This window comes from Klebsiella sp. SWET4 (assembly GCF_024296565.1).
Taxonomy (GTDB): domain Bacteria; phylum Pseudomonadota; class Gammaproteobacteria; order Enterobacterales; family Enterobacteriaceae; genus Klebsiella; species Klebsiella variicola.
Window position 1 is genome coordinate 135,089 of record NZ_JANCOB010000003.1, and the last position, 25,586, is coordinate 160,674.

The window sequence follows — 25,586 nt, forward strand, 5'->3', positions numbered from 1 at the left end:
AGGCGGTGTTTACCGCCCGCGTGTAATGATACGATTTTCTTATACTTTCCGGCGCAATATTGATCCAGGTTACTCCCAAAGTATGATGAATCACTAAAATCGTCATACTTTCCTGTCGCTGAGATCACCGTCTTGTCTACTATCCGCCTCACCCTGCTGGCGCTGGTTGCCTGCGTCCCTTTACTGGCTCAGGCCGCGCCGCACCAGCTCACCACCGCCTGGCCGGTTAACGTCGGCCCGCTGAATCCCCATCTCTATACACCCAACCAGATGTTTGCCCAAAGCATGGTCTATGAACCGCTGGTGAAGTATCAGGCTGACGGCAGCGTACAGCCCTGGCTGGCGACCCGCTGGCGTCACGCCGCCGATGGTAAAACCTGGTGGTTCACCCTGCGCGACGATGTGACCTTCTCCAATGGCGAACCGTTTAACGCCCAGGCCGCGGCGGCCAATTTCCAGGCGGTGCTGGCCAACCGCCAACGCCATGCCTGGCTTGAGCTCGCCAACCAGATCACCGACGTGCGGGCGCTCAGCGCCACTGAGTTGCAGATCACTCTGAAAAGCGCCTACGCGCCCTTACTCCAAGAGCTGGCCCTGCCCCGCCCGTTCCGCTTCATCGCGCCCTCGCAGTTTATCGATGGCGGCACCGCCAGGGGCATTAAAGCCCCGATCGGCACCGGTCCGTGGCGACTGGCGAGCTCGCAGCTCAATCAGCGCGATGTGCTGGTACGCAATGAGCGCTACTGGGGTCGTAAACCGGCACTGCAGCAAATCACCATCAAGGTGATCCCCGACGCCACCAGCCGGGCGGTGGCGTTCGAAACCGGGGAAATCGATATGCTCTACGGTGACGAAGGGCTGCTGCCGCTGGACACCTTCGAACGTTTTCGCCATCACCCCGGCTACGTGGCGCGCCTGTCCGCCCCGGTGGAAACGGTGATGCTGGCGCTGAACGCCAGCCAGGGCCCGACCCGCGAGCAGGCGGTTCGTGAGGCGCTCAACTACGCCGTCGATAAACAGACCCTTGTCGATAGCGTGTTGTATGGCACCCAGCAGGTTGCCGACACCCTGTTTGCCCCCTCGGTCCCCTACGCGCCGCAGGATCTGACGCCGCGCCGTTACGACCCGGCAAAAGCCCGCGCCCTGCTGGAGCAGGCTGGCTGGCAGCAGCCGGATGGCCAGCCCTGGCGACAAAAAGCCGGGCAACCGCTGGCGATTGAGCTGGCGTTTATCGGCACCGACGCGCTGGCTAAATCAATGGCCGAAATTATTCAGGCCAATCTGCGGCAGGTCGGCGTCCAGGTCACCCTGGTGGGTGAGGAGGAGAGCAGCATTTACGCCCGCCAGCGCGAAGGCCGCTTCGGTATGATCTTCAATCGCACCTGGGGCGCGCCCTACGATCCGCATGCCTTTTTAAGCTCGATGCGCGTCCCGTCGCATGCGGATTACCAGGCCCAGCGAGGCCTGCCGGACAAGGCGCTGATTGATAAAGAGATTAGCGAAGTACTGACCACGGGGGACGAGGCGCTGCGGAGAAAACGGTACCACGATGTGCTGACCCGCCTGCATCAGGACGCGGTGTATCTGCCCATCAGCTATGTCTCGCTGATGTCGGTTGCGCACCAGGAGGTCGGGGAGATCCCGTTCGCCCCGGTGACCACCGAGATCCCTTTCGATCAGATTAACCCGGTAACGCCATAATGCTACGCTATATTTTACGCCGCCTGCTGCTGCTGATCCCGCTGCTGCTCGCCGCCTCCGCCATCATCTTTCTGCTGCTGCGGCTCGGCACCGGCGACCCGGCGCTGGATTATTTACGCCTGTCGAACCTGCCGCCCACTGAAGAGATGGTTGCCTCGACCCGCGAGCTGCTGGGGCTCAACCAGCCGCTGGCGATGCAGTATCTGCACTGGCTGTGGCGGGCGCTGCACCTGGATTTCGGTCTCTCCTATGCCACCCAGCGCCCGGTGCTGGATGACCTGCTGCACTTCCTGCCAGCCACCCTGCTGCTCACCGGCGCGGCGCTGGCGCTGATCCTCGTCACCTCTCTGCCGCTGGGCATCTGGGCGGCGCGCCATCGCGATCGCCTGCCGGACTATGTGGTACGGCTGATTGCCTTTCTTGGCGTCTCAATGCCGAACTTCTGGCTGGCCTTTCTGCTGGTGATGCTCTTTTCCGTGCATCTGCAGTGGCTCCCGGCGATGGGGTATGGCGACTGGCAGCACCTGATTTTGCCCGCCGTCTCCATCGCCTTTATGTCGCTGGCGATCAACGCCCGCCTGCTGCGCGCCAGCATGCTGGACGCCGCCAGCCAGCGTCACGTGATATGGGCGCGGCTACGCGGATTGAGCGCGCGCCAGGTGGAGCGCCGACATATCCTGCGCAATGCCACCCTGCCGGTGGTGACCGCCATGGGCATGCACATTGGCGAGCTGATCGGCGGCACCATGATTATCGAAAATATCTTTGCCTGGCCCGGGGTCGGCCGCTACGCAGTTTCCGCCATTTTCAATCGCGATTACCCGGTGATCCAGTGCTTTACCCTGATGATGGTGACGGTGTTCGTGCTGGCTAATCTGGCGGTAGATGTGCTTAACGCGGCGCTCGACCCGCGCCTGCGCCGCCACGAGGAGGTGAGCGCATGAGATGGCTACAAAGCTTTCGCTGGCCGGTAAAACTGGCCATGCTGGTTATCGCGCTGTTGGCAGTCATCGCCATCGGCAGCGGCTGGTGGCTGCCCTGGGATCCAGCGGCGATTGACCTTCAGCAGCGGCTGCTACCGCCGGGCGCAGCGCACTGGCTCGGCACCGATCATCTCGGCCGGGATATTTTCTCACGCCTGCTGGCCGCCACCCGCGTTTCGCTGGGGGCGGTGATGGCTTGTCTGCTGCTGGTGCTGCTGATCGGTCTGGCGGTCGGCGGCAGCGCCGGGCTGCTGGGCGGCCGCGCCGACCGCGGCCTGATGCGCCTCGCCGAACTGTTTATGACCTTTCCGACCTCGATCCTGTCGTTCTTTATGGTGGGGGTGCTGGGTACCGGGTTGACCAACGTGATCCTCGCCATTGCGCTGTCGCACTGGGCCTGGTATGCCAGAATGGTGCGTAACCTGGTGGTTTCCCTGCGCCAGCGCGAATTTATCCTCGCCGCCCGACTGAGCGGCGCCAGCCAGTGGCGGCTGTTCAGCGACCATCTGGCCGGGGCGGTGATCCCCTCGCTGCTGGTGCTCGCCTCGCTGGATATCGGCCATATGATGCTTCACGTGGCAGGCATGTCGTTCCTCGGTCTCGGCGTCAGCGCGCCGACGGCGGAATGGGGGGTAATGATCAACGACGCCCGACAGTATATCTGGACCCAGCCGCTGCAAATGGTCTGGCCGGGGCTGGCGCTGTTCATCAGCGTGATGGCTTTTAACCTGCTGGGCGACGCGCTGCGCGATCGTCTCGATCCCCACCTGATCGCGGAGCATAGCCACTGATGCCGCAGAAGATCCAACTGGAACAGATCTCGCTTGCCGCTGACCGACCGCTGGTCAGCGACGTTTCCTTCACCCTGCGCCGCGGGCAGGTGCTGGCGCTGCTCGGCAGCAGTGGCTGCGGAAAATCGCTGACCTGCGCCGCCGCGCTGGGCATGTTGCCGCCTGGCGTCAGGCAAACCGCCGGCCGGGTGCTGCTCGACGGCATTCCGGTGCACGGCGAACAACTGCGCGGCACGACTATTGCCACCATCATGCAAAACCCACGCAGCGCCTTTAATCCACTGCAGACCATGGCCGCGCACGCCCGGGAAACCTGCCGGGCAGCGGGTCGTGAAACAAATGACGCCGTGCTGCTAGCAGCGATGGAGGAGGTCGGTCTGGACAATCCGCGGGCGCTGCTGAAGCGCTACCCCTTTGAGATGAGCGGCGGCATGCTGCAGCGGATGATGGTCGCTCTCGCCCTGCTCAGCCGCGCGCCCTTTATCATCGCCGACGAGCCGACGACCGATCTCGATGCCATCGCCCAGGCGCGCATTCTCGATCTGCTGGCGGATATCGTCGCCAGGCGCGGTCTGGGGCTGCTGCTGGTGACGCATGATATGGGCGTCGTGGCGCGGCTGGCGCATCACGTGACGGTCATGGAGAACGGTCGCCTCGTTGAACACTGCGATGTGAATACGCTATTTAGCGCCCCGCGGCACCCGCTCAGCCAGCGCCTGCTGGCCGCGCATCTGGCGCTGTACGGCCTGGAGAAAACACCATGAATTTACTCAGCGTCACCGGAGTGAGTCACGATTATCCTCACCACGGCAGGGTCCTACATGCGATCCATCTCGCCATCGCCCCCGGCGAAACGGTGGCCATGCTCGGACGCAGCGGCTGTGGGAAAAGCACCCTGGCGCGGATGCTGGTGGGTCTGGAAACGCCGCAGCACGGTGATATTGCCTGGCGCGGCACGCCGCTGACTGCCCTCAAGGGCGAGGCCATCGGCGCCTTCCGCCGTGATATTCAGCTGGTATTTCAGGATGCCTTCAGCGCGGTGAATCCGCGCAAAACGGTGCGCGAGATCGTCAGCGAGCCGCTACGCCATCTGTTACGCTTGTCGCGTGAGGCGCGTTCGCGGCGGGTGGAAGAGATGCTGCTGGCCGTCGACCTCGCGCCGTCGCTGCTCGATAAGCGCCCGGCGCAGCTCAGCGGCGGACAGCTGCAGCGCGTCTGCCTGGCACGCGCCCTGGCGGTACGGCCGCAGCTGTTGATCCTGGATGAAGCGGTTTCAAATCTCGATCTGCTGCTGCAGGCGGAGATTATCGCCCTGCTGAAGCGCCTGCAGGCGCAGTTTGACACCGCCTGCCTGTTCATCACCCACGACCTGCGGCTGGTGGAGCGCTTTTGCCAGCGAGTGCTGGTGATGGAGCACGGGCGCATCGTCGAAACCGCGACGGTCAGCTTACCGCTGCGCCTGCACTCCCCTGCAGGTCAGGCGCTGCAGCGCGCGGTGCTGCCACCTTTTCCTGCCACTCTGCTAAACGAGGCCATGCCATGCAGCGCGTAACCCTGACCCTTGATGATGACCTGCTGGCCGCCCTCGATGCGCTCAGCGCCCGCCGTGGCTACCACAATCGCTCGGAGGCGGTACGCGATATTCTGCGCGACGCCCTCAACCAGGATCCTCCGTCGCCGGAATCACGGCGCGGGTATGCCGTCCTGTCGTACGTGTATGAACATGAGAAACGCGAACTGGCGAGCCGGCTGGTGGCCACCCAGCATCATCATCACGATCTCTCCGTCGCCACGCTGCATGTGCATATCAGTCATGACGACTGCCTGGAGATTGCGGTGCTGAAAGGTGACATGGCCGAGGTACAGCATTTTGCCGACGAGGTGATTGCCCAGCGCGGCGTGCGCCATGGGCATTTGCAGTGTTTAGCGGATGAAAATTAAAACGATGGCGAGCTGCTGCATACTGTTTTAAGCCTGTTTGAGACGTTCATTGAGCGTCTCAAGGATCCAGGTATTTACGGAAACCTGCTCCTCCGCAGCGGCGGAGCTAAGACGCTCGCCAAATGACTCAGGATAGCGCAGCGTGAAGGTTTTCATCTTTTCCGGGTGAGCATAAGGCTCAATCCCCGCTTCATGACAATCTGCGAGATACTCCTGTAATGATATCTCGCCCTCCTGTTGTAACCCTTGAATACTATCGGAAACAAAATCGCAATATCCTGATAATCCAAGGAACTTACCGCGGAATGCATTGAGCTCAGGCACGTAATTGATAACGGCAGGCTGGCCGGCAATCTCCATTGAGTTTGGCGTTTTAGGTTTGATCATGGTTTTACCCCTATAGTGATTAACCAATCGCGCACGCTCTCCACGGCGCCTTTGTCAGTATCCGGCGAAGGATGAGGCCTGTGAAAGCTGGCAATGCTGTGGTTCAACAAAAATTTACAGCGCGAGCCGCGTCCTTCTTTAATCTCCCCGCCTAACGCTTTAATTAGCGATTCAATGTCGGCCCATTTAATGCCCTGTGGCACAGGGATTTTAAACAGTTGCTCCAGCGTGTGGCGCTGTTTATTACGTAAAGATAAAACCTGCTGCTCCATCGCCCTGCCCCATGACTTCATCCATTGAAGTCAAGCTAATGATAGCACAAGATGAAGTCAAGCCAAATTCTGATGAAGTTTGTTTATCAACAGTTGATAAACCACATAAATTATACGCTTTGTGAATTATCCCTCTTCGCCAATAATGGCGCCTCATTTAACGATCTCGTTATGGCGAGGCTCCTGCATAAATACAAGTTACCGCCCTGTTGGTATCGAGAGAGACCACTCAGGGAAATACAGGCTTCCATCGAATCAAGGTGTTGCCAAGGTAACTTCTGGCGGTCATGACCGTTCAGATACGTTATGCAGTGCTAAAACCAGGACGTAGGGATCTGCCTGCGCTAACCCTGTCTTGTTCGCCCCTATGAGTGATTTTTTATAGGGATTTTAATCATGTCTTCCATTCAACTCTGCGCCGCCCATCAGGCGACCTCTGGCTTCGACGGCGATGCGATCGCCCAGTACATGCGTACCGATTTTATTACGCTGCAGGAACATCTCAGCGTCCATGAGGCGCGCGAACACTTTATCTCCCAGCTGGACAGTGATGACATTCCCGGCCAGGTGTTTGTCGTCGCCGGCAGGAAACTGCGCGGCAGCCTGTCGGTCAAAAAGCTCCTGCAGGAAGGGGATGTCGGGCAGTCTATCCGCTACCTGATGGACAGCTGCCTGTTTCGCGTCAAACCTGACGACGAGCGCCCGCAGGTGATTGCCGAACTCACCGAGCGCGGCCTCGACCTGGTACCGGTTGTCGATAAAGGCGAGCTGGTCGGCTGCCTGATGGAAAAGGAGATCGCCCATCTGCTGGAGGATGACGTCACCGAAGACGCCCAGCTGCAGGGGGCGACGCTGCCGCTGGAAAAACCGTATCTGGAAATCAGTCCGTGGACGCTGTGGAAGAAACGTTCGGTCTGGCTATTGCTGCTGTTCGTGGCCGAAGCCTATACCAGCAGCGTGCTGCAGCATTTCGAAGAGGCGCTGGAATCGGCCATCGCCCTCGCCTTCTTTATTCCGCTGCTCATCGGCACCGGCGGCAATAGCGGAACGCAGATCACCTCGACGCTGGTGCGCTCGATGGCGCTGGGGGAAGTGCGGCTGCGCGATATGGGGCGGGTGATCCGCAAAGAGGTGTCGACCTCGTTTCTGATTGCCCTGACCCTGGGTCTGGCGGGCTGCCTGCGCGCCTGGATGATGGGGATTGGCATGGAAATCACGCTGATCGTCAGCCTGACGCTGGTATGTATTACCCTGTGGAGCGCGATTGTCTCGTCGATCATTCCGATGGTGCTTAAGCGGATCGGCATCGACCCGGCGGTGGTTTCCGCGCCGTTTATCGCTACGCTGATTGATGGCACCGGGCTGATTATCTATTTCAAAATAGCCCAGTATTTTCTTGGGTTGAACTGATCAAGTAAGCCCGGGTGCCACAGTACCCGGGCCCTTGGATTACCCTTCCACCAGCGCCTGCGCGCAGGCCCAGGCGCTTGACCACGCCCACTGGAAGTTATAGCCGCCGAGCCAGCCGGTGACGTCCATCACTTCGCCGATAAAGTAGAGACCCGACGCCTTACGCGCCTCCATGGTACGTGACGAAAGTTCGTTAGTATCCACGCCGCCGAGGGTCACCTCCGCCGTCCGGTAGCCTTCGGTGCCGTTCGGCTGCACGCGCCAGGCGGTCAGTGTCTCCACCAGCGTCTGCTGATCGCGAACGTTCAGTTGCTTCAGTGTTACATCAGGTATCTGTCCCAGCTGCTGCAGACACTCCACCAGCCGCTTCGGCAGCTGCATCGCCAGGGTATTTTTCAGGCTCTGGTTGGGATGCGCGCTGCGCTGCTCGTTAAGGAAGTCCTCAAGATTGCAGTCCGGCAACAAGTTAACAGTGACGAACTCGCCGGGCTGCCAGTAGCTGGATATCTGCAGCACCGCCGGCCCGGAAAGGCCACGATGGGTAAACAGCAGATTTTCGCGGAACAGGGTGCCGTTCTCGGCGGTAATGGTAGAAGGCACCGAAACGCCGGAGAGCACCTGAAGCTGCTCGAGCAGCGGCTTATGCAGGGTAAACGGCACCAGCCCGGCGCGGGTCGGCAGTACCTTCAGGCCGAACTGCTCGGCCACCTTGTAGCCAAACGGCGAGGCGCCGAGCCCCGGCATCGACAGACCGCCGGAGGCAATCACCAGCTTTTTGGTCATCAGCGTTTCGCCGTTCACCTGTAGCCGGTAGCCTTGTTCATCTCGCTCGACGCTGAGGATTTCGCTGCGCAGGCGGATCTGCACGTCGCCCTTTTCGCATTCCGCGAGCAGCAGATTGACGATCTGCTCCGCCGAATCATCACAAAACAGCTGGCCGAGCGTCTTCTCATGCCAGGCGATGCCATATTTGCCGACCAGCTCGATAAAGTCCCACTGGGTGTAGCGCGCCAGGGCAGATTTGCAAAAATGCGGGTTTTGGCTCAAATAGGCCGCCGGCTCAACATACATGTTGGTAAAGTTGCAGCGGCCGCCGCCGGACATCAGAATTTTTCGTCCCGGCTTTTTGCCGTTATCGAGCAGCAGGACGCGGCAGCCGAGCTGGCCCGCCTGCGCTGCGCAAAACATTCCTGCCGCTCCGGCGCCAACGACAATGGCATCAAACCTTTCCACACCGCGTTCCTCGTTCCCCAATTGTCGGGTTTTGTAAATATTTCACTCTGGTCACACCAGCGGGAAAAATCCCGCATTAGATACATCATTGAAAGATATAGGATTACTCCCAACAGGGTAAAACCTAAACAGGAAGAAAATCAAAAAAAGTCTATATTTCACTTTGCCCGCGCCGCTAAAGTCACTGATAATGCGCCGCGTTCATGTCCTCAAAATGGCGTAACGTCCTATGCTACATTTATTTGCCGGTCTGGATTTACATACCGGACTATTATTATTGCTTGCTTTAGCTTTTGTACTGTTTTACGAAGCGATTAACGGTTTCCATGATACCGCAAACGCGGTGGCTACGGTTATCTACACTCGCGCAATGCGGTCGCAGCTTGCTGTGGCGATGGCGGCGCTCTTCAACTTCTTCGGCGTTCTGCTGGGCGGTCTCAGCGTAGCCTATGCCATTGTGCATATGCTGCCCACCGATCTGCTGCTTAACATGGGTTCCGCACATGGCCTCGCCATGGTGTTCTCTATGCTGCTGGCGGCGATCATCTGGAACCTCGGCACCTGGTATTTCGGCCTCCCGGCCTCCAGTTCTCACACCCTGATTGGCGCCATCATCGGTATTGGTTTAACCAATGCGCTGATGACCGGTACTTCAGTGGTTGATGCGCTGAATATCCCGAAAGTCATCGGCATTTTTGCTTCGCTTATCATCTCGCCGATCGTCGGTCTGGTGATTGCGGGCGGCCTGATTTTCATTCTCCGTCGCTACTGGAGCGGTACCAAAAAACGCGCGCGTATCCACCTGACCCCCGCAGAGCGTGAAAAGAAAGACGGTAAGAAAAAACCGCCGTTCTGGACCCGTATCGCCCTGATCCTGTCCGCTATCGGCGTGTCGTTCTCCCACGGCGCCAACGATGGGCAGAAAGGCATTGGTCTGGTGATGCTGGTGCTGATTGGCGTCGCCCCGGCGGGCTTCGTGGTGAATATGAACGCCTCCGGTTACGAAATCACTCGTACCCGCGACGCGGTCAACAACGTGGAAACCTTCTTTCAGCAGCGCCCTGACCTGCTGAAGAAAGCCACCGGTGTTGACCAGTTGGTTCCGTCTCCGGATACCAATACCGCGGCCAACGGTGAGTTTCATTGCCATCCAGCAAATACTATCAACGCGCTTGACCGCGTGAAGACTATGCTGACCGGCGTTGAAACCTACGATTCACTGTCACCGGATCAGCGCGGTCAGCTGCGTCGCATTATGCTCTGCATCTCCGACACCACTGATAAAGTGGCGAAGCTGCCGGACGTCAGCGCTGACGACCAGCGTCTGCTGAAGAAACTGAAAACCGATATGCTGAGCACCATCGAGTACGCGCCAATCTGGATTATTATGGCGGTCGCGCTGGCGTTAGGTATCGGCACCATGATCGGCTGGCGCCGCGTGGCGACCACCATCGGCGAGAAGATTGGTAAGAAGGGCATGACCTACGCTCAGGGGATGTCGGCACAGATGACCGCAGCGGTTTCTATCGGTCTGGCGAGCTACACCGGAATGCCGGTTTCCACCACCCACGTGCTCTCCTCCTCGGTGGCGGGGACAATGCTGGTGGATGGCGGTGGTCTGCAGAAAAAGACCGTGACCAGCATCCTGATGGCCTGGGTGTTGACCCTTCCGGCAGCGATTATCCTTTCAGGCGTCCTTTACTGGCTCTCCCTGAAACTGATTTAAACGTCATTCGATCAAAACGGGTCAGCTTGCTGGCCCGTTTTTTTATCCCGAAGATGTCGTTAGTGCCAGATCATCAGCGCAATCAGGCTCACCACCACCAGACCGCACAGCGCGCTGGTCAGGATAAACTGACGACGGACACGTTCGCAGCGACGAATAAATTCATCATCGTGATGGTCACGGTAACGCTGGGCGTAGATATACCACACCAGCCGCATCTGTTTGCTGGGCTGCCCATGCGAGGTAAAAAAGCCGCCGCCATCAACATACTGATAGAGCAAGGGATCGCAACCACGTAGCACCACCAATAATGCACGCAACGATGAGAAGTAGCGTGCCATATTCACCACACAAACGACACACAGGGCCCAAAACAGCGCAATAGTGCTGATCATACCTCCTCCCCGGCGACCCGCCCACGGAGAAATCCTCCGCGGCTACCGCTCCCCAAATAACCCACGACGATACCGTAAAGAGTGCGATTCCGATCACATTTATTTTTCCGACCGGCTCATTAAATAGTGTAGGAGATCCATTAATTTTTTTACCACAAGGTTATTCGTTATCAATACGTAAGACGGATAAATTTGTTTAACTTTTAGGTGAACCCAGTGCATTGACGGAGTGCGGGGGGCGCTATAAGGTAGGAAATATCTTCTACAATGAAGTCCTTAAAGGCTACCCTCCCGCGAATGTAGCACGCAGGACGCGGGCGAAACGGCAGCGCCAGCTGTCAGGTCCAATGGTCATCGACAAACTTATGGAAGGAGTAACACTATGGCTTACAAACATATTCTTATTGCAGTAGACCTGTCCCCGGAGAGTAAAGTACTGGTTGAAAAAGCCGTTTCTATGGCCCGCCCGTATAACGCAAAAGTGTCCCTGATCCACGTGGATGTGAATTACTCCGACCTCTACACCGGGCTGATTGACGTTAACCTCGGCGACATGCAAAAACGCATCTCCGAAGAGACCCATCACGCGCTGACCGAGCTCTCCACCAACGCGGGCTACCCGATCACCGAGACCCTGAGCGGCAGCGGCGACCTCGGCCAGGTGCTGGTCGATGCGATTAAAAAATATGATATGGATCTGGTGGTCTGCGGCCACCATCAGGACTTCTGGAGCAAGCTGATGTCTTCTGCCCGCCAGCTGATCAACACCGTCCATGTCGACATGCTGATCGTCCCGCTGCGCGACGAAGAAGACGAATAACCTTCCCGTGTTATCCGCGTAAGACGCCCGCCGATGCGGGCGTCTTTATTTTCGCTTTCCCCTCACCGCATGGCAGAGATTAAAGCCATAAAATCGCCATTCAATTAGTGTGATCAACCAGTTATTCGCCAAAACATCTATATAATAATCTATTCATTAAGCCAATAACCGCAGCATGGCGAGTTATCAGACATTTTCGGCGCGTTCTGGCATACGCGTTCATACTTTTTGGGAAAGTAAAACAAGGCGAAGGAATATGAATACTACTGCACCTACGGGCTTGCTGCAGCAACCTCGTCCGTTCTTCATGATCTTCTTTGTGGAGCTCTGGGAACGTTTTGGCTATTACGGCGTTCAGGGGATCCTGGCGGTCTTCTTTGTTAAACAGCTGGGCTTCTCTCAGGAACAGGCCTTTATCACCTTCGGCGCCTTCGCGGCGCTGGTTTACGGGCTGATCTCCATCGGCGGCTACGTGGGCGACCATCTGCTGGGGACCAAACGCACGCTGGTGCTTGGCGCCATTGTGCTGGCTATCGGCTACTTTATGACCGGGATGTCGCTGCTGAAACCGCAGCTGATATTTATCGCTCTCGGCACCATCGCCGTCGGCAACGGTTTGTTTAAAGCCAACCCGGCGAGCCTGTTGTCAAAATGCTATCCGCCTAAAGACGCCCGTCTCGACGGGGCGTTTACCCTGTTTTATATGTCGATAAACATCGGTTCACTGCTGTCGCTCTCGCTGGCGCCGGTGATCGCCGAAAAGTTTGGCTATGCCGTGACCTATAACCTGTGCGGCGCGGGGCTGATTATCGCGCTGCTGGTCTACTTCGCCTGCCGCGGGATGGTGAAAGATATTGGCTCCGAGCCGGATCATCGCCCCCTCAGCCTGCGCAATCTGGCGCTGGTGCTGGCCGGGACGGTGGTAATGATTTTTCTCTGCGCCTGGCTGATGCATAACGTGATGGTCGCCAACCTGGTGCTGATTGTCCTGTCGATCGTGGTCATTGCGTTCTTTTTCCGCGAAGCGTTTCGCCTCGATAAAACCGGACGCAACAAAATGTTCGTCGCCTTTATCCTGATGATCGAGGCGGTGTTGTTCTACATTCTGTATGCCCAGATGCCGACCTCGCTGAACTTCTTCGCCATCAACAACGTCCATCATGAGATCCTGGGCTTTACCATCAATCCGGTCAGCTTCCAGGCGCTCAATCCCTTCTGGGTGGTGGTTGCCAGTCCGGTGCTGGCGGCGATCTACACCCATCTCGGTCACAAAGGGAAAGACCTGACCATGCCGGTGAAGTTTACCCTCGGGATGTTGCTCTGCGCGCTGGGCTTCCTGACCGCCGCAGCCGCCGGGATGTGGTTTGCCGACGCCCAGGGATTAACCTCGCCGTGGTTTATTGTGCTGGTCTATCTGTTCCAGAGCCTGGGCGAACTGCTGATCAGCGCCCTGGGGCTGGCGATGGTTGCCGCACTGGTGCCGCAGCATCTGATGGGCTTTATTCTGGGGATGTGGTTTCTGACCCAGGCCGCCGCGTTCCTTCTGGGCGGCTACGTAGCGACCTTCACCGCAGTGCCGGAAAACATCACCGATCCGCTGCAGACCTTGCCGGTCTATACCAATGTGTTCAGTAAAATTGGCCTGGTGACGCTGGGCGTCACGGTGGTGATGGCGCTGATGGTGCCGTGGCTGAACCGGATGATTAATACCCCGGCCAGCGCCGAGTAACCGTTTAAGACGGCCGATCCGCGCTGGCGCCGTTTGTTCAGATATTGCGGTTCCCGGCTTACGCTACACTCAGCCGGGCGACAATTCGGTAGCCCGGATAAGGCGCGTTGCGCCGCTATCCGGGAGATACCACCACGGCGTAATATTACTCCGGCGTACCGGCGTAAATATCAAACCGATGCCCTTTGGTCACCACCGCGTTCGGCGTGGCGACCTCCGCCAGCGGCGGCGCATAATCCGGGCGCTTCACCACCACCCGTTTGGTCGCCAGCTGGCGCGCCGGGGCCAGCAGGCCATCGGCGTCTAAATCGGGCCCCACCAGCGACTGAAAGACGCGCATCTCTTTCTTCACCAGCGCGCTTTTCTGCTTATGCGGGAACATTGGATCGAGGTACACCACCTGCGGACGCGGGGTGATATCGGTCAGCGCCGTCAGGCTGGAGGCGTGGATCAGCTGCAGCCGCTCCTCCAGCCAGCCGCCAATTTCCGCATCGGCATAGCCGCGCGCCAGGCCATCGTCGAGCAGCGCGGCGACCACCGGATTACGCTCCAGCATTCGCACGCGGCAACCGACCGACGCCAGCACGAAGGCATCGCGTCCCAGCCCGGCGGTGGCGTCGACGACATCCGGCAGGTAATCACCTTTAATACCCACCGCTTTGGCGACCGCTTCACCGCGGCCGCCGCCAAACTTGCGCCGGTGGGCCATCGCCCCGCCGACAAAGTCGACGAAGATGCCGCCAAGTTTGGGCTCATCGCGCTTACGCAGCTCCAGATGCTCCGTCGTCAGCACCAGCGCCATCAGGTTATCTTCATCCTGCTCCAGCCCCCAGCGGGCGGCTAAAACAGATAAGGCGCCGTCTCCGGCGCCTGTTTCATCAATTAAGCAGATCTTCACCGCAGACTTAACCCTTGATCCCGTAGTGCTCCAGCATCGCGTCCAGCTGCGGCTCACGGCCGCGGAAACGTTTGAACAGCACCATCGGCTCTTCGGAACCGCCGCGGCTCAGGATATTGTCGAGGAACGACTGACCGGTTTCGCGGTTGAAAATCCCCTCTTCTTCGAAGCGTGAGAAGGCGTCTGCCGCCAGCACGTCGGCCCACAGGTAGCTGTAGTAACCTGCCGCATAGCCGCCGGCGAAGATGTGGCTGAACGCATGCGGGAAACGGCCCCAGGTCGGGCCCGGCACCACAGCGACCTGCTTTTTAATCTCGGCCAGGGTCTCAAGAATTTTCGCCCCCTGCTCCGGCTTGTATTCCGCATGCAGGCGGAAATCGAACAGGCCGAACTCCAGCTGGCGCAGAATAAACATCGCCGCCTGGTAGTTTTTCGCCGCCAGCATTTTCTCCAGCAGCTCCTGCGGCAGCGGTTCACCGGTTTCATAATGACCGGAGATAAACGCCAGCGCTTCCGGCTCCCAGCACCAGTTTTCCATAAACTGGCTCGGCAGTTCGACTGCATCCCACGGCACCCCGCTGATGCCGGAAACGCCGGCGGTATCAATGCGGGTCAGCATGTGGTGCAGACCGTGGCCGAACTCGTGGAACAAGGTAATCACTTCGTCGTGGGTGAACAGCGCCGGTTTGCCGTTGACCGGGCGGTTGAAGTTACAGGTCAGGTAGGCGACCGGCTTCTGCAGGGAACCATCCAGTTTACGCATCTGACCGACGCAATCGTCCATCCACGCCCCGCCGCGTTTATGTTCACGGGCATACAGGTCAAGATAGAAGCTGCCGCGCAGCTCGTTATTTTCGTCATACAGCTCGAAGAAACGCACTTCCGGATGCCACACATCGACATCAGTACGCTCTTTGGCAGTAATGCCGTAAATGCGCTTAACCACTTCGAACAGGCCGTTAACGGCTTTGTTTTCCGGGAAATAGGGGCGCAGCTGCTCATCGCTGATGCTGTAAAGGTGCTGCTTCTGTTTTTCGCTGTAGTAGGCGATGTCCCACGGCTGCAGTTCATCAATGCCAAACTCGGCTTTGGCGAAGGCGCGCAGCTGGGCCAGCTCTTTTTCGCCCTGCGGACGGGCGCGTTTGGCCAGGTCGGTGAGGAAGTCGAGCACCTGCTGCGGATCCTCCGCCATTTTGGTGGCGAGGGATTTAAACGCATAGCTGTCAAAGCCCAGCAGCTGCGCCAGCTCGTGGCGCAGGGCGAGGATCTCCGCCATCACCGGGCTGTTATCCCATTTACCGGCGTTCGGGCCCTGATCGGAGGCACGCGTGGAGTAAGCACGGTACATCTCTTCGCGCAGCGCCTGGTTGTCGCAGTAGGTCATCACCGGCAGGTAGCTCGGGATATCCAGGGTCAGCAGATACCCTTCCTGCTCTTTCGCCTGGGCCTGAGCCTGAGCGGCGGCCAGCGCGCTTTCCGGCATACCGGCCAGATCGGCGACGTCGGTCACCAGCTTGTTCCAGCCCATGGTGGCGTCGAGGACGTTGTTGCTGTACTGGTTACCCAGCTCAGAGAGGCGCGCGGCGATTTCACCGTAGCGTTTCTGCGCCTCCGGCGGCAGGCCAATACCGGATAATTCAAAATCGCGCAGCGCATTATCAACCGCTTTTTTCTGCGCAGTATTCAGCGTGGCGTAGTTATCGCCATCGCGCAGGTCGCGGTAGGCTTTATACAGCCCTTCATGCTGGCCAACCCAGGTACTGTACTCGGAGAGCAGCGGCAGGGTCTGTTCGTAAGCTTCGCGCAGTTCCGGGCTGTTTTTTACCGAATTCAGATGGCTGACTGGCGAGAAGATGCGTCCCAGCACATCGTCCACTTCCGCCAGCGGCTGGCAAAGATTTTCCCAGCTATACGGCGCGCCGTGCGCCACCGCGCTTTCCACCGCGGCCCGGCAATCATCCAGCGCTTTGGTGACCGCAGGGACCACGTGTTCCGGTTTGATCGCAGAAAAAGGCGGCAGGGAAAAAGGCGTCAGTAATGGATTGGTCATATGCGCTGTCCTGTTGAAAAGGGTGAATGAAGCGCGCGTCCGGCGCTTATGCATGAGATCTAGAATGGGGGATAGTTGGGGGAATTTCAATGACGGGCGGTGCGTCATCCTGGGTATTGCTGCGATAAGTCCGCCCGTTGCGGGAAAAGGCCAACACGCGGTGCAGCGTGCCGGAAACCGCATTAATGCCTTTTTTGCGCCATCTCCCAGGCCGCCGACAGATTCAACCGCTGCCAGAACTGTTGTTCGGGGGTGGTGCCGGAAAGGGGGTAACCCGCCGGCAGCGCGGTGTTGACCATCAACGCCCGACGCTGGGCCGCTGACAGTTGCGGCAGGGCAGCCTCCAGCAGCACTTCCGCCCCCTCAGGCACCTGCAGACGCGGCTGCGGCCCCTTCTGCTGCGGCAGGTCGTAGGTCATGGTGAAACGAGAGAAATCACGCATCGCCGGATCGCGCCAGGGATCGTCTTTCACGCTGCTCTTCGCGCACTCAGCAAGCGATGTGCCGCAGGCTTTCGCCAGCGCGGCGCGCAGCTGATCGCGGGCTTCGTTAAATAATACCCGGTAGTGCGGATCGTTAAGATAGTGGGCCACGTTGCGCTCGGCCACCATCCGCGAGCCGATCACGTCCAGCGGATAGTGGACGCCCAGCACGATGCGCGAGTAGCCATAGCGGGCGCCGCGGGTTACCAGCGCGTCGTAGCGCTCCGGGATCATCGCCGCCAGCAGCAGCGCATCAGTATAGCCGGTGTTGGTGTGGCCGCTGGGGAACGAGCCGCCGTCGGCGGTATAGGGCTGGTTATCCTTCACCACCACGTCGTCCGGCACCAGGTGAATGGTGTTGCCCTGAACCAGAAACGGCCGCGGATTGTTGAAGTGCTTTTTCGCCTCGCCGGTGCTGACTTCCGAGGCTTTGATCAATGCTGCCGCTTTCCCCAGCGCGCCCTGGTCATAGGCGGTCAGAAACGCTTTGCCCAGCCGCGGCCCCAGCGCATCGCTGAGGAAGTAGAGGTAGCTAATCCCTTCCGCATCGGCCAGCGCCTGACGGCGTGTCGTCTGCACGGCATCGCGATTGATGCTAGTCACCGTCGCCAGATTCTGCTTCACGACGGTCTCCGGCAGGGTGCTGAACGCCGACAACAGCGCAATACCCGCCTGCTGGTTGGCCCGGGTCTGGAAGTCATAGCCGCTGGCCTTCAGCCAGGCGGTATCGGCCTGAGTTTTGTTTTGTTTCGTGTGCGCCAGCCGATCGCGGGTCAGCGTGGCGGCATCCCCCTGCAGAGCGTGACGTAGCTGCGTCAGCGCCTGTTGCTCAAGATCGTCATACGCCTGGCTGGAGGCAGCCGGCGTCACGCTATTGGCGAGGGCCGCCGCCCTGTCCAGCGGGATGTCTTTGGCCAGAACCGGTTGCGCCAGCAGCAGCGCGATGGCCAGCAGTGAGAGTTGCCTTTTCATTATTTTTCCTTTTATTCAGATAATTACCTTGCCTGCACCCGACGCTAGCGCGGCCGTTTGACGTTTTTATGACAGCGTTATGTTTTGCAACGCTTTTGGCAGAAATGAAACAGCGCGGCGGCGCAGCGGTAATCTCGGCCGATCTGCGGTAAACTATCGGTTAACTTGTTTACTTCCCGGAATCTCTGTATCCATGCTCAGTTATCGCCACAGCTTTCACGCAGGCAACCACGCCGACGTCCTCAAACACACCGTTCAGAGCCTGATCATCGAAGCGCTGAAAGAGAAAGAAAAACCGTTTCTCTACCTGGACACCCACGCTGGCGCGGGCCGCTATCAGCTGAGCGGCGAGCACGCCGAGCGTACCGGCGAGTATCTCGAAGGCATCGCCCGCATCTGGCAGCAGGACGACCTGCCGGCAGAGCTGGAGCCGTATATTTCCGTGGTCGAACACTTCAACCGTAATGGCCAGCTGCGCTACTACCCGGGCTCTCCGCTGATCGCCCGCCAGCTGCTGCGCGAGCAGGACAGCCTGCAGATGACCGAGCTGCACCCGAGCGACTTCCCGCTGCTGCGCGCCGAGTTCCAGAAAGACAGCCGCGCGCGCGTCGATAAAGCCGATGGCTACCAGCAGCTGAAAGCCAAGCTGCCGCCGGTATCGCGCCGCGGTTTGATTCTGATCGACCCGCCGTACGAAATTAAAACCGACTATCAGGCGGTGGTGACCGGGATCCACGAAGGCTACAAACGCTTCGCCACCGGCACCTACGCCCTGTGGTATCCGGTCGTGCTGCGCGCACAGATCAAACGCATGATCAAAGAGTTAGAAGCCACCGGCATTCGCAAAATTCTGCAAATCGAGCTGGCGGTGCGTCCGGACAGCGACCAGCGCGGCATGACCGCCTCCGGGATGATCGTCATCAACCCGCCGTGGAAGCTGGAGCAGCAGATGAACAATGTGCTGCCGTGGCTGCACAGCAAGCTGGTTCCGGCCGGCACCGGCCACGCCACCGTCAGTTGGATCGTACCGGAGTAATCGCAACCATCGGTGGAACCTTTTAAGCCTCGCGCTACAATCGCGGCAATCAACGATTAAGGACATATGGGCATGAGCAAACATTATGATTACCTCGCCATCGGCGGCGGTAGCGGCGGTATCGCCTCGATTAACCGCGCGGCCATGTACGGCCAGAAGTGCGCGCTGATTGAAGCCAAAGAACTGGGCGGCACCTGCGTCAACGTCGGCTGCGTGCCGAAAAAAGTAATGTGGCATGCGGCGCAGATCCGCGAAGCGATTCATCTTTACGGCCCGGACTACGGTTTCGATACCACCATCAACCATTTCGACTGGGAGAAGCTGGTCGCCAGCCGTAGCGCCTACATCGACCGCATCCATACCTCCTACGACAACGTACTGGGTAAGAACAACGTCGACGTGATCAAAGGCTTCGCGCGCTTTGTCGATGCCCATACCGTGGAAGTGAACGGCGAGACGATCACCGCTGACCATATCCTGATCGCCACCGGCGGCCGGCCGAGCCACCCGAATATTCCGGGTGTGGAATACGGTATTGATTCCGACGGTTTCTTTGAACTGCCGGCGCTGCCGAAGCGCGTGGCGGTGGTCGGCGCGGGCTATATCGCCGTTGAGCTGGCGGGGGTGATTAACGGCCTCGGCGCCGAAACGCACCTGTTCGTGCGTAAACACGCGCCGCTGCGCAGCTTCGATCCGCTGATCGTGGAGACCCTGGTGGAAGTGATGAACGCCGAAGGCCCGCAGCTCCACACCAACGCGATCCCGAAAGCGGTAGTCAAGAATGCCGACGGCAGCCTGACGCTGGAGCTGGAAGATGGCCGCAGCCAGACCGTAGATTGCCTGATTTGGGCGATTGGCCGCGAACCGGCGACCGATAACTTCAACCTGGCGGCTACTGGCGTCAAAACCAACGAAAAAGGCTACATCGTCGTTGATAAGTTCCAGAACACCAACGTGCCGGGCATCTACGCGGTGGGCGATAACACTGGCGCCGTCGAGCTGACCCCGGTGGCCGTGGCCGCAGGCCGTCGCCTCTCCGAACGCCTGTTTAACAACAAGCCGGAAGAGCATCTGGACTACAGCAACATCCCGACCGTGGTCTTCAGCCACCCGCCTATCGGCACCGTCGGCTTAACCGAGCCGCAGGCGCGCGAGCAGTACGGCGACGATGCCGTGAAGGTCTACAAATCCTCTTTCACCGCGATGTACACCGCCGTCACCTCGCACCGCCAGCCGTGCCGCATGAAGCTGGTGTGCGTCGGCCCGGAAGAGAAGATTGTCGGGATCCACGGCATTGGCTTCGGGATGGATGAGATGCTGCAAGGCTTTGCGGTGGCCCTGAAGATGGGCGCCACCAAAAAAGACTTCGACAACACGGTTGCCATTCACCCGACGGCGGCAGAAGAGTTCGTCACCATGCGCTAAGACGCGATCGCCGGATGATAAAAAGAAGCCCCAGGGGCTTCTTTTTTTATGTTCAGGCCACGCCGTTATTGCCGTGGCGCATAAACGCCGGGCGCTGGTTGAGCGCCATATACCAGCGTTCCACGGCCGGCATCTCCGGATGGGCAAAAGGGGTCATCTTCCAGCGATGCACCGACAGCCCCAGCACGATATCGGCGAGGGTGAAGCGCTCGCCGGCTATCCACGCCCCGGTACGCTGCAGTTGCGCTTCGACAATGCGCACGCAGTGGGTCCAGGTGGCAATACTCTCTTTAATCGCCGCCGGATCCTGAAAGCGCGGATCTTTACGCACCAGCCCCATAAAGGCATGGCGCCAGGCAGTGTTAAACTCGGTCGCCTGCCAGTCCATCCAGTGCTCCACCTCGGCGGCGGGCTGTGGCTCGGCGGGCAGCAGATCCCAGCGCTCCGCTTTCCGCGCCAGATAGCGGCAGATACTGTTCGACTCCCAGAGCACGAAGTCACCGTCCAGCAGCACCGGCACCAGGCTGTTAGGATTCAGGCGCTGAAACTCAGGCGTATCCAGAGGCTTAAATCCGCTACCGTAATCCTCCTGCTGGTACGCCAGCCCGGCTTCCTCGCAGGTCCACAACACTTTCCGTACATTGATTGAAGAGCGTTTGCCCAGAATTGTTAGCATTGTCAGCGATTCCTCAGCCATAAAAGAGAGATCTTTCACTCTACTCTATTGTCAGCCTTGCCAGCCAGCAACCAGGCAGAGTAGTGGATAATGTGTATAGTTGATTCCAGCCTGTTTGCCGAAAAGGAACCCGACATGTTGACCCCTTTTACCGTTTTGATGCCCGCAAATATTCGTTTTGGCCGTGGTCAGGCCCTGAGCGCTGCCCCCTGGCTGGCGCAGCAGGGCGGCCCCATTCTGCTGGTGCATGGCGCCAGCCCGCAGCGGGCGGCGTTTCTGCGCCATCAGCTGGAGGCGCTGCAGCTGGAGGTCACGATGCTGGCGATAAGCCGCGAACCCTGGCTTATCGATATCGAGCAGGGCGTCCAGCTGGCGCGCGAGAAAGGCGTCCGGGCAGTGGTCAGCCTCGGCGGCGGCGCGGTGATTGACGCCGGTAAGGCGATTGCGGCGCTGGTGCCCGCCGCCGGCCCGCTGGTCGACTATCTGGAGGTGGTGGGAACGGGTCGTCAGCTGGAAGCCAGTCCGCTGCCGTTCGTGGCGATCCCGACCACCGCCGGGACGGGCGCGGAGGTCACCAAAAATGCGGTGATCAACGTCCCGGAACAACAGCGGAAAGTGAGCCTGCGCGACGACCGAATGCTGCCTGACCTGGCGATTGTCGACCCGGCGCTGACCGACAACGCGCCGCGGAGCATCACCCTGAGCTCCGGCCTCGATGCCCTGACCCAGGTGATCGAGCCCTGGCTCTGCAGCCGGGCCACTCCCTTCACCGATGCCCTCTGCCAGCAGGCGATCCCGCGGGGCATCCGCGCGCTGAAAATCCTGATGGAACAAGAGTGTCCGGCCAGCCGCGACGAGATGGCCTGGGTCAGCCTGTGCGGTGGACTGGCGCTGGCGAACGCCGGGCTGGGAGTGATCCACGGCCTTGCCGGCCCGCTGGGCGGCCTGAGCCGCGCCTCGCACGGTGCTTTATGCGGCAGCCTGCTGCCGTTTGGCCTGGCGCTCAATGAGTCGCAGATAAGCGACCCTGCCCTGCGCCAGCGCTTCAACGACGTTCGCCGCTGGCTGGCCGACGGGCTGGACGTCCCTGTGGATCGGGTCTGGGACAGTCTGCGGGAATGGAGCCATCGCGCCGGCCTTGGCACCCTGCGCGACCTCGGCGTAGCGCGCGATGCGCTGGAACCGGCGGCGCTGGCCGCCAGCACCTCCTCATCAATGAAGGCCAATCCGGTCAGCCTGAGCGGCGAACAGCTGCTGGAGATGCTGGAGGCGGCGTGGGAGTGAGCGCCCCGGGATAAAATTTTGTTGCATAATGAATGCTCCGAATTTCATCTGTGCCAGGATGTACAATTTTTAATTACTTATCAACAGCATACTTTAAAATGACAGCTTTTCTTCTCGGCGGAAAAGCGTGATCTCACGCACAGTTTGCTTCACACTCACCGAAGCGACTGTCTACGCTTAATAGACAAGGCCGGGTATGCCCGGCCCCGAACTCACGCTATCCGGAGGTCCGTATCGCTATGTTCAGCCAGAAATTACGCCACGTTGAAGACGACGAGTTAAGGATCGACATCGATCCCTGCTACGAAGCCGATCCGTACGAATTAAAGCTGGATGAGATGATTGACGCTGAACCGGAGCCTGAGGTGATCGAAGGGCTTCCGGCGTCCGATGCCCTTACCCCGGCGGATCGCTATCTTGAGCTGTTTACCAACGTGCAGAAATCACGCATCTTTGCCGACAGCAAAACCTTCCCCGACTGCGCGCCGAAACACGATCCGCTGGACATCCTGCGGCACTACCGGAAGGTCAAACGTCAGCCCGACTTCGACCTGCGACAGTTCGTTGAAGACAACTTCTGGCTGCCGGAGAACCAGACCGACGTCTACACCTCGGACCCCAGCCTGACGCTGAAAGAGCACATCGATAAGCTGTGGCCGGTGCTGACCCGCGAGCCTCAGGATCATATCCCCTGGTCGTCGCTACTGGCGCTGCCGCAGGCCTATATTGTGCCTGGCGGTCGCTTTAGCGAAACCTATTACTGGGACTCTTATTTCACCATGCTGGGGCTGGCGGAGAGCGGCCGGGAAGATCTGCTGAAATGCATGGCCGATAACTTTGCCTGGCTGATTGAAACCTACGGTCACATTCCGAACGGCAACCGCACCTACTACCTCAGCCGATCGCAGCCGCCGGTGTTTGCCCTGATGGTCGAACTCTTTGAAGAGGATGGCGTGCGCGGCGCGAAGCGCTATCTGGACCATCTGAAGATGGAGCACGCCTTCTGGATGGACGGCGCCGAGTCGTTGATCCCGCACCAGGCGTATCGCCACGTGGTGCGTATGCCGGATGGCTCCCTGCTCAATCGCTACTGGGACGACCGGGACACGCCGCGGGATGAGTCCTGGCGCGAGGACGTGGAGACCGCCCGACACTCCGGGCGGCCCGCCAATGAAGTGTACCGCGACCTGCGGGCGGGCGCCGCGTCCGGCTGGGACTACTCCAGCCGCTGGCTGCGGGATATCACGCGGCTGGCCAGCATCCGCACGACGCAGTTTATCCCCATCGACCTGAACGCCTTCCTGTTCAAGCTGGAGACGACCATCGCCAATCTCTCCGGCCTGAAGGGCGATCGCGAGACAGAGGCGGCCTTCCGCCAGAAGGCTCAGGATCGGCGGGCGGCGGTCAACCGCTATCTGTGGGATGATGAGAACGGCTGTTTCCGCGATTATGACTGGCGCCGTGAACAGCTGGCGCTGTTTTCCGCGGCCAGCATCGTCACCCTTTACGTCGGCCTGGCGACTCACGAGCAGGCAGAACGCCTTGCCGATGCGGTGCGGGCCCGCCTGCTCACCCCCGGGGGGATCATGGCCACCGAATATGAAAGCGGTGAGCAGTGGGATAAACCTAACGGCTGGGCGCCGCTGCAGTGGATGGCGATCCAGGGATTTAAACGTTACGGCCAGGATCCGCTGGGGGATGAGATTGCCTGGAGCTGGCTGCAGACGGTCAATCACTTTTACAAGCAGCATCACAAGCTGATTGAGAAATACCATATTGCCACCGGCGTCCCGCATGAGGGTGGCGGCGGGGAGTATCCCCTGCAGGATGGCTTTGGCTGGACCAACGGCGTGGTGCGCCGACTGATTGGCCTGTACGGTGAGCCAACCTAGTCGGGCTGTTCCCGGCGGCTTTCTCCTGCTATGTTCAGAGGATTCGCCCTGCCTGGAATGACGCTTATGCCTGAACTCCTGACGCCGCGCCTGCGCTGCTCACCGCTGCAGCTGGACGACTGGTCGTTTTTTCTTTCCCTGCAGCAGGATCCGCAGGTCATGCTCTACGTCGCCGACCCCCGGCCGCAGGCGGCCATCCGCGAGGCGTTCGATTCGCGGCTGCCGCCGTGGGCGCCGGGGGATGAACACTGGCTGTGCCTGGTGGTGCGCGACAGGCTCACCCATACCCCGCTCGGCCTGACCGGTTACCAGCATCATCAGCGCGACATTGCCGAGGTCGGCTTTCTCTTCGCTCCGGCGGCGCAGGGCCGGGGCTACGGCTACGAATCGCTGCGCGCGCTGTGCGACTACGCCTTTACCACCGGCGGCGTCCGCCGCCTGACCGCCAGCGTCACCGCCGGCAACGAGGCGTCTAAGCAGTTGTTGCTCAAAGCCGGCTTCCGGCTGGAGGGGGAGTTGCGGGAGAACTACTGGCTGAACGGCCGCTGGCACAATGACTGGCTGTTCGGTCGGCTGCGTGGGGAGGGCGATGCGCCGTAGCGCACCGCCCGGCGTCAGTCTGGCTCAGAGGAACATCCCGCCCGAGACTTCCACGCGCTGCGCGTTCATCCACGCCAGCTCATCGCTGAGCAGGGCGGCGATGGCGTCGCCGATATCATCCGGCAGCCCGACGCGCCCCAGCGCGGTCTGGGCGGCGATATGCCGATTCACCTCGGCGTTATCGCGCACCACGCCGCCGCCAAAGTCGGTCTCGATGGCTCCCGGCGCAATGATATTCACCGAAATACCGCGCCCGCCCAGCTCTTTCGCCTGATAGCGGGTCAGGACCTCCATCGCCCCCTTCATCGCGGCGTAGGCCGCATAGCCCGGCAGGGCAAAGCGCGCCAGGCCGCTGGAAACGTTGAGGATCCGTCCCCCGTCCTGCAGGAGGGGCAGCAGCCGCTGGGTCAGGAAAAATGGCCCTTTGAACTGGATGTTCATCAGCTCGTCAAACTGCGCTTCGCTGGTCTCGGCGAAGGGGACGTTAAGGCCGATCCCGGCGTTGTTCAGTAAATAATCAAAGGTGGTTCGCCCCCACTTCTGCGCCAGCACCTGTGCCACCTCGCTGGCGAAAGCGTCAAAACTTGATATATCCCCGACGTTCAGCGCTAATGCTGCCGCTTTGACCCCTTTTTGCTCGATTTCTGCTACCACGTCGAGGGCCGCCTGGCGGTTGCTGTGGTAAGTCAGAAGAATATCGGTTCCCTTCGCCGCCAGCTTCAACGCGGCGTTTTTACCCAGACCGCGGCTGCCGCCGGTCACTAAAGCGATACGTTGTGTCATCAGAAAACCCCTTTCAGGTTGCGTTGTGATTGTGTTCTAGCTTATTAACTGCCAGTGAAACAATAAATACGCTACATTACGTTTTACTGTTTCATTCATA

The 25,586-nt window shown here is 59.7% G+C and carries 24 protein-coding genes and 1 riboswitch; of the genes, 15 read left to right on the top strand and 9 right to left on the bottom strand.

Annotated elements, in window-relative coordinates; translation table 11 throughout:
• The first annotated feature begins 132 nt into the window (after nt 1-132).
• From nikA to nikR, 6 genes are read left to right on the top strand one after another with little or no spacing between them, the layout of a single operon-like run.
• Nucleotides 133-1,701: a nickel ABC transporter substrate-binding protein gene (gene nikA / locus NKJ21_RS09820; protein ID WP_008806949.1), complete on the top strand. Its 1,569-nt coding sequence runs from the start codon at nt 133-135 to the stop codon at nt 1,699-1,701.
• A complete protein-coding gene (gene nikB / locus NKJ21_RS09825; RefSeq protein WP_016161924.1) occupies nt 1,701-2,645 on the top strand; it encodes a nickel ABC transporter permease subunit NikB in 945 nt (314 codons plus the stop codon). The genes nikA and nikB overlap by 1 nt, the downstream gene beginning before the upstream one ends.
• Nucleotides 2,642-3,475, top strand: a complete 834-nt coding sequence (gene nikC / locus NKJ21_RS09830) for a nickel ABC transporter permease subunit NikC (RefSeq protein WP_012967107.1) — start codon at nt 2,642-2,644, stop codon at nt 3,473-3,475. Before nikB ends, nikC begins: the two co-directional genes overlap by 4 nt.
• Nucleotides 3,475-4,239 (top strand): nickel import ATP-binding protein NikD, encoded by a 765-nt coding sequence (locus tag NKJ21_RS09835; RefSeq protein WP_008806946.1) that lies wholly within the window; start codon nt 3,475-3,477, stop codon nt 4,237-4,239. The genes nikC and NKJ21_RS09835 overlap by 1 nt, the downstream gene beginning before the upstream one ends.
• Nucleotides 4,236-5,027: a nickel import ATP-binding protein NikE gene (nikE, locus tag NKJ21_RS09840; RefSeq protein ID WP_040968932.1), complete on the top strand. Its 792-nt coding sequence runs from the start codon at nt 4,236-4,238 to the stop codon at nt 5,025-5,027. The genes NKJ21_RS09835 and nikE overlap by 4 nt, the downstream gene beginning before the upstream one ends.
• Nucleotides 5,015-5,416 carry a nickel-responsive transcriptional regulator NikR gene (gene nikR / locus NKJ21_RS09845; protein ID WP_032733900.1) on the top strand — a complete coding sequence of 134 codons (402 nt, stop codon included), beginning with the start codon at nt 5,015-5,017 and terminating at the stop codon, nt 5,414-5,416. The genes nikE and nikR overlap by 13 nt, the downstream gene beginning before the upstream one ends.
• Nucleotides 5,417-5,443: 27 nt before the next feature.
• Here nikR and NKJ21_RS09850 read toward each other — a convergent pair whose 3' ends face one another.
• Nucleotides 5,444-5,803 carry a type II toxin-antitoxin system HicB family antitoxin gene (locus tag NKJ21_RS09850; RefSeq protein WP_004181489.1) on the bottom strand — a complete coding sequence of 120 codons (360 nt, stop codon included), beginning with the start codon at nt 5,801-5,803 and terminating at the stop codon, nt 5,444-5,446.
• The gene (locus tag NKJ21_RS09855; RefSeq protein WP_044650325.1) at nt 5,800-6,075 is read right to left on the bottom strand and encodes a type II toxin-antitoxin system HicA family toxin; all 276 of its coding nucleotides are present in this window, start codon (nt 6,073-6,075) and stop codon (nt 5,800-5,802) included. Before NKJ21_RS09855 ends, NKJ21_RS09850 begins: the two co-directional genes overlap by 4 nt.
• A 158-nt stretch (nt 6,076-6,233) precedes the next feature.
• A riboswitch (M-box (ykoK) riboswitch) is annotated at nt 6,234-6,415 on the top strand.
• Between the two features lie 56 nt (nt 6,416-6,471).
• On the opposite strand from NKJ21_RS09855, the gene NKJ21_RS09860 reads away from it, so the two are divergent.
• The gene (locus NKJ21_RS09860) at nt 6,472-7,485 is read left to right on the top strand and encodes a magnesium transporter (protein WP_012540371.1); all 1,014 of its coding nucleotides are present in this window, start codon (nt 6,472-6,474) and stop codon (nt 7,483-7,485) included.
• A gap of 39 nt (nt 7,486-7,524) precedes the next feature.
• On the opposite strand, the gene NKJ21_RS09865 is transcribed toward NKJ21_RS09860, so the two are convergent.
• Nucleotides 7,525-8,718, bottom strand: a complete 1,194-nt coding sequence (locus NKJ21_RS09865) for an NAD(P)/FAD-dependent oxidoreductase (protein WP_012967106.1) — start codon at nt 8,716-8,718, stop codon at nt 7,525-7,527.
• Between the two features lie 229 nt (nt 8,719-8,947).
• On the opposite strand from NKJ21_RS09865, the gene pitA reads away from it, so the two are divergent.
• Nucleotides 8,948-10,444 carry an inorganic phosphate transporter PitA gene (pitA, locus tag NKJ21_RS09870; RefSeq protein WP_008806938.1) on the top strand — a complete coding sequence of 499 codons (1,497 nt, stop codon included), beginning with the start codon at nt 8,948-8,950 and terminating at the stop codon, nt 10,442-10,444.
• Nucleotides 10,445-10,503: 59 nt separating this feature from the next.
• On the opposite strand, the gene uspB is transcribed toward pitA, so the two are convergent.
• Nucleotides 10,504-10,839 (bottom strand): universal stress protein UspB, encoded by a 336-nt coding sequence (uspB, locus tag NKJ21_RS09875; RefSeq protein WP_002921203.1) that lies wholly within the window; start codon nt 10,837-10,839, stop codon nt 10,504-10,506.
• A gap of 382 nt (nt 10,840-11,221) precedes the next feature.
• On the opposite strand from uspB, the gene uspA reads away from it, so the two are divergent.
• Together uspA and dtpB are read left to right on the top strand one after the other, a co-directional pair.
• Entirely contained in the window at nt 11,222-11,659 is a 438-nt protein-coding gene (gene uspA, locus NKJ21_RS09880) for a universal stress protein UspA (protein WP_004145166.1), read from the top strand.
• A 256-nt stretch (nt 11,660-11,915) separates the two neighbouring features.
• Entirely contained in the window at nt 11,916-13,388 is a 1,473-nt protein-coding gene (dtpB, locus tag NKJ21_RS09885) for a dipeptide/tripeptide permease DtpB (protein WP_008806937.1), read from the top strand.
• A 145-nt stretch (nt 13,389-13,533) separates the two neighbouring features.
• On the opposite strand, the gene rsmJ is transcribed toward dtpB, so the two are convergent.
• From rsmJ to NKJ21_RS09900, 3 genes are all read right to left on the bottom strand, one after another.
• Nucleotides 13,534-14,286, bottom strand: a complete 753-nt coding sequence (rsmJ, locus tag NKJ21_RS09890; RefSeq protein WP_022066426.1) for a 16S rRNA (guanine(1516)-N(2))-methyltransferase RsmJ — start codon at nt 14,284-14,286, stop codon at nt 13,534-13,536.
• 7 nt (nt 14,287-14,293) lie between these two features.
• Nucleotides 14,294-16,336: an oligopeptidase A gene (gene prlC / locus NKJ21_RS09895; protein WP_044612950.1), complete on the bottom strand. Its 2,043-nt coding sequence runs from the start codon at nt 16,334-16,336 to the stop codon at nt 14,294-14,296.
• Between the two features lie 182 nt (nt 16,337-16,518).
• Nucleotides 16,519-17,790: a phosphatase PAP2 family protein gene (locus NKJ21_RS09900; protein ID WP_047667108.1), complete on the bottom strand. Its 1,272-nt coding sequence runs from the start codon at nt 17,788-17,790 to the stop codon at nt 16,519-16,521.
• Between the two features lie 193 nt (nt 17,791-17,983).
• Here NKJ21_RS09900 and NKJ21_RS09905 point away from each other — a divergent pair, with 193 nt between their 5' ends.
• Together NKJ21_RS09905 and gorA are read left to right on the top strand one after the other, a co-directional pair.
• Nucleotides 17,984-18,826 (top strand): 23S rRNA (adenine(2030)-N(6))-methyltransferase RlmJ, encoded by an 843-nt coding sequence (locus tag NKJ21_RS09905; RefSeq protein WP_008806933.1) that lies wholly within the window; start codon nt 17,984-17,986, stop codon nt 18,824-18,826.
• A gap of 72 nt (nt 18,827-18,898) precedes the next feature.
• Entirely contained in the window at nt 18,899-20,251 is a 1,353-nt protein-coding gene (gene gorA / locus NKJ21_RS09910) for a glutathione-disulfide reductase (RefSeq protein ID WP_012967102.1), read from the top strand.
• Nucleotides 20,252-20,303: 52 nt separating this feature from the next.
• On the opposite strand, the gene NKJ21_RS09915 is transcribed toward gorA, so the two are convergent.
• A complete protein-coding gene (locus tag NKJ21_RS09915) occupies nt 20,304-20,927 on the bottom strand; it encodes a glutathione S-transferase family protein (RefSeq protein WP_012540364.1) in 624 nt (207 codons plus the stop codon).
• Nucleotides 20,928-21,062: 135 nt separating this feature from the next.
• Between NKJ21_RS09915 and NKJ21_RS09920 the strand changes: the two genes are divergently transcribed.
• The 3 genes from NKJ21_RS09920 (at nt 21,063) to NKJ21_RS09930 (ending at nt 24,703) form a co-directional block, all read left to right on the top strand.
• On the top strand, nt 21,063-22,211 hold the full coding sequence (locus NKJ21_RS09920) for an iron-containing alcohol dehydrogenase (protein ID WP_023323366.1): 1,149 nt from the start codon (nt 21,063-21,065) through the stop codon (nt 22,209-22,211).
• 239 nt (nt 22,212-22,450) lie between these two features.
• Entirely contained in the window at nt 22,451-24,103 is a 1,653-nt protein-coding gene (locus NKJ21_RS09925; RefSeq protein WP_032740305.1) for an alpha,alpha-trehalase, read from the top strand.
• Nucleotides 24,104-24,169: 66 nt separating this feature from the next.
• A complete protein-coding gene (locus NKJ21_RS09930; protein WP_008806928.1) occupies nt 24,170-24,703 on the top strand; it encodes a GNAT family N-acetyltransferase in 534 nt (177 codons plus the stop codon).
• A 24-nt stretch (nt 24,704-24,727) separates the two neighbouring features.
• Here NKJ21_RS09930 and NKJ21_RS09935 read toward each other — a convergent pair whose 3' ends face one another.
• Entirely contained in the window at nt 24,728-25,486 is a 759-nt protein-coding gene (locus NKJ21_RS09935) for an SDR family NAD(P)-dependent oxidoreductase (RefSeq protein WP_012967099.1), read from the bottom strand.
• Between the last annotated feature and the right edge of the window lie 100 nt (nt 25,487-25,586).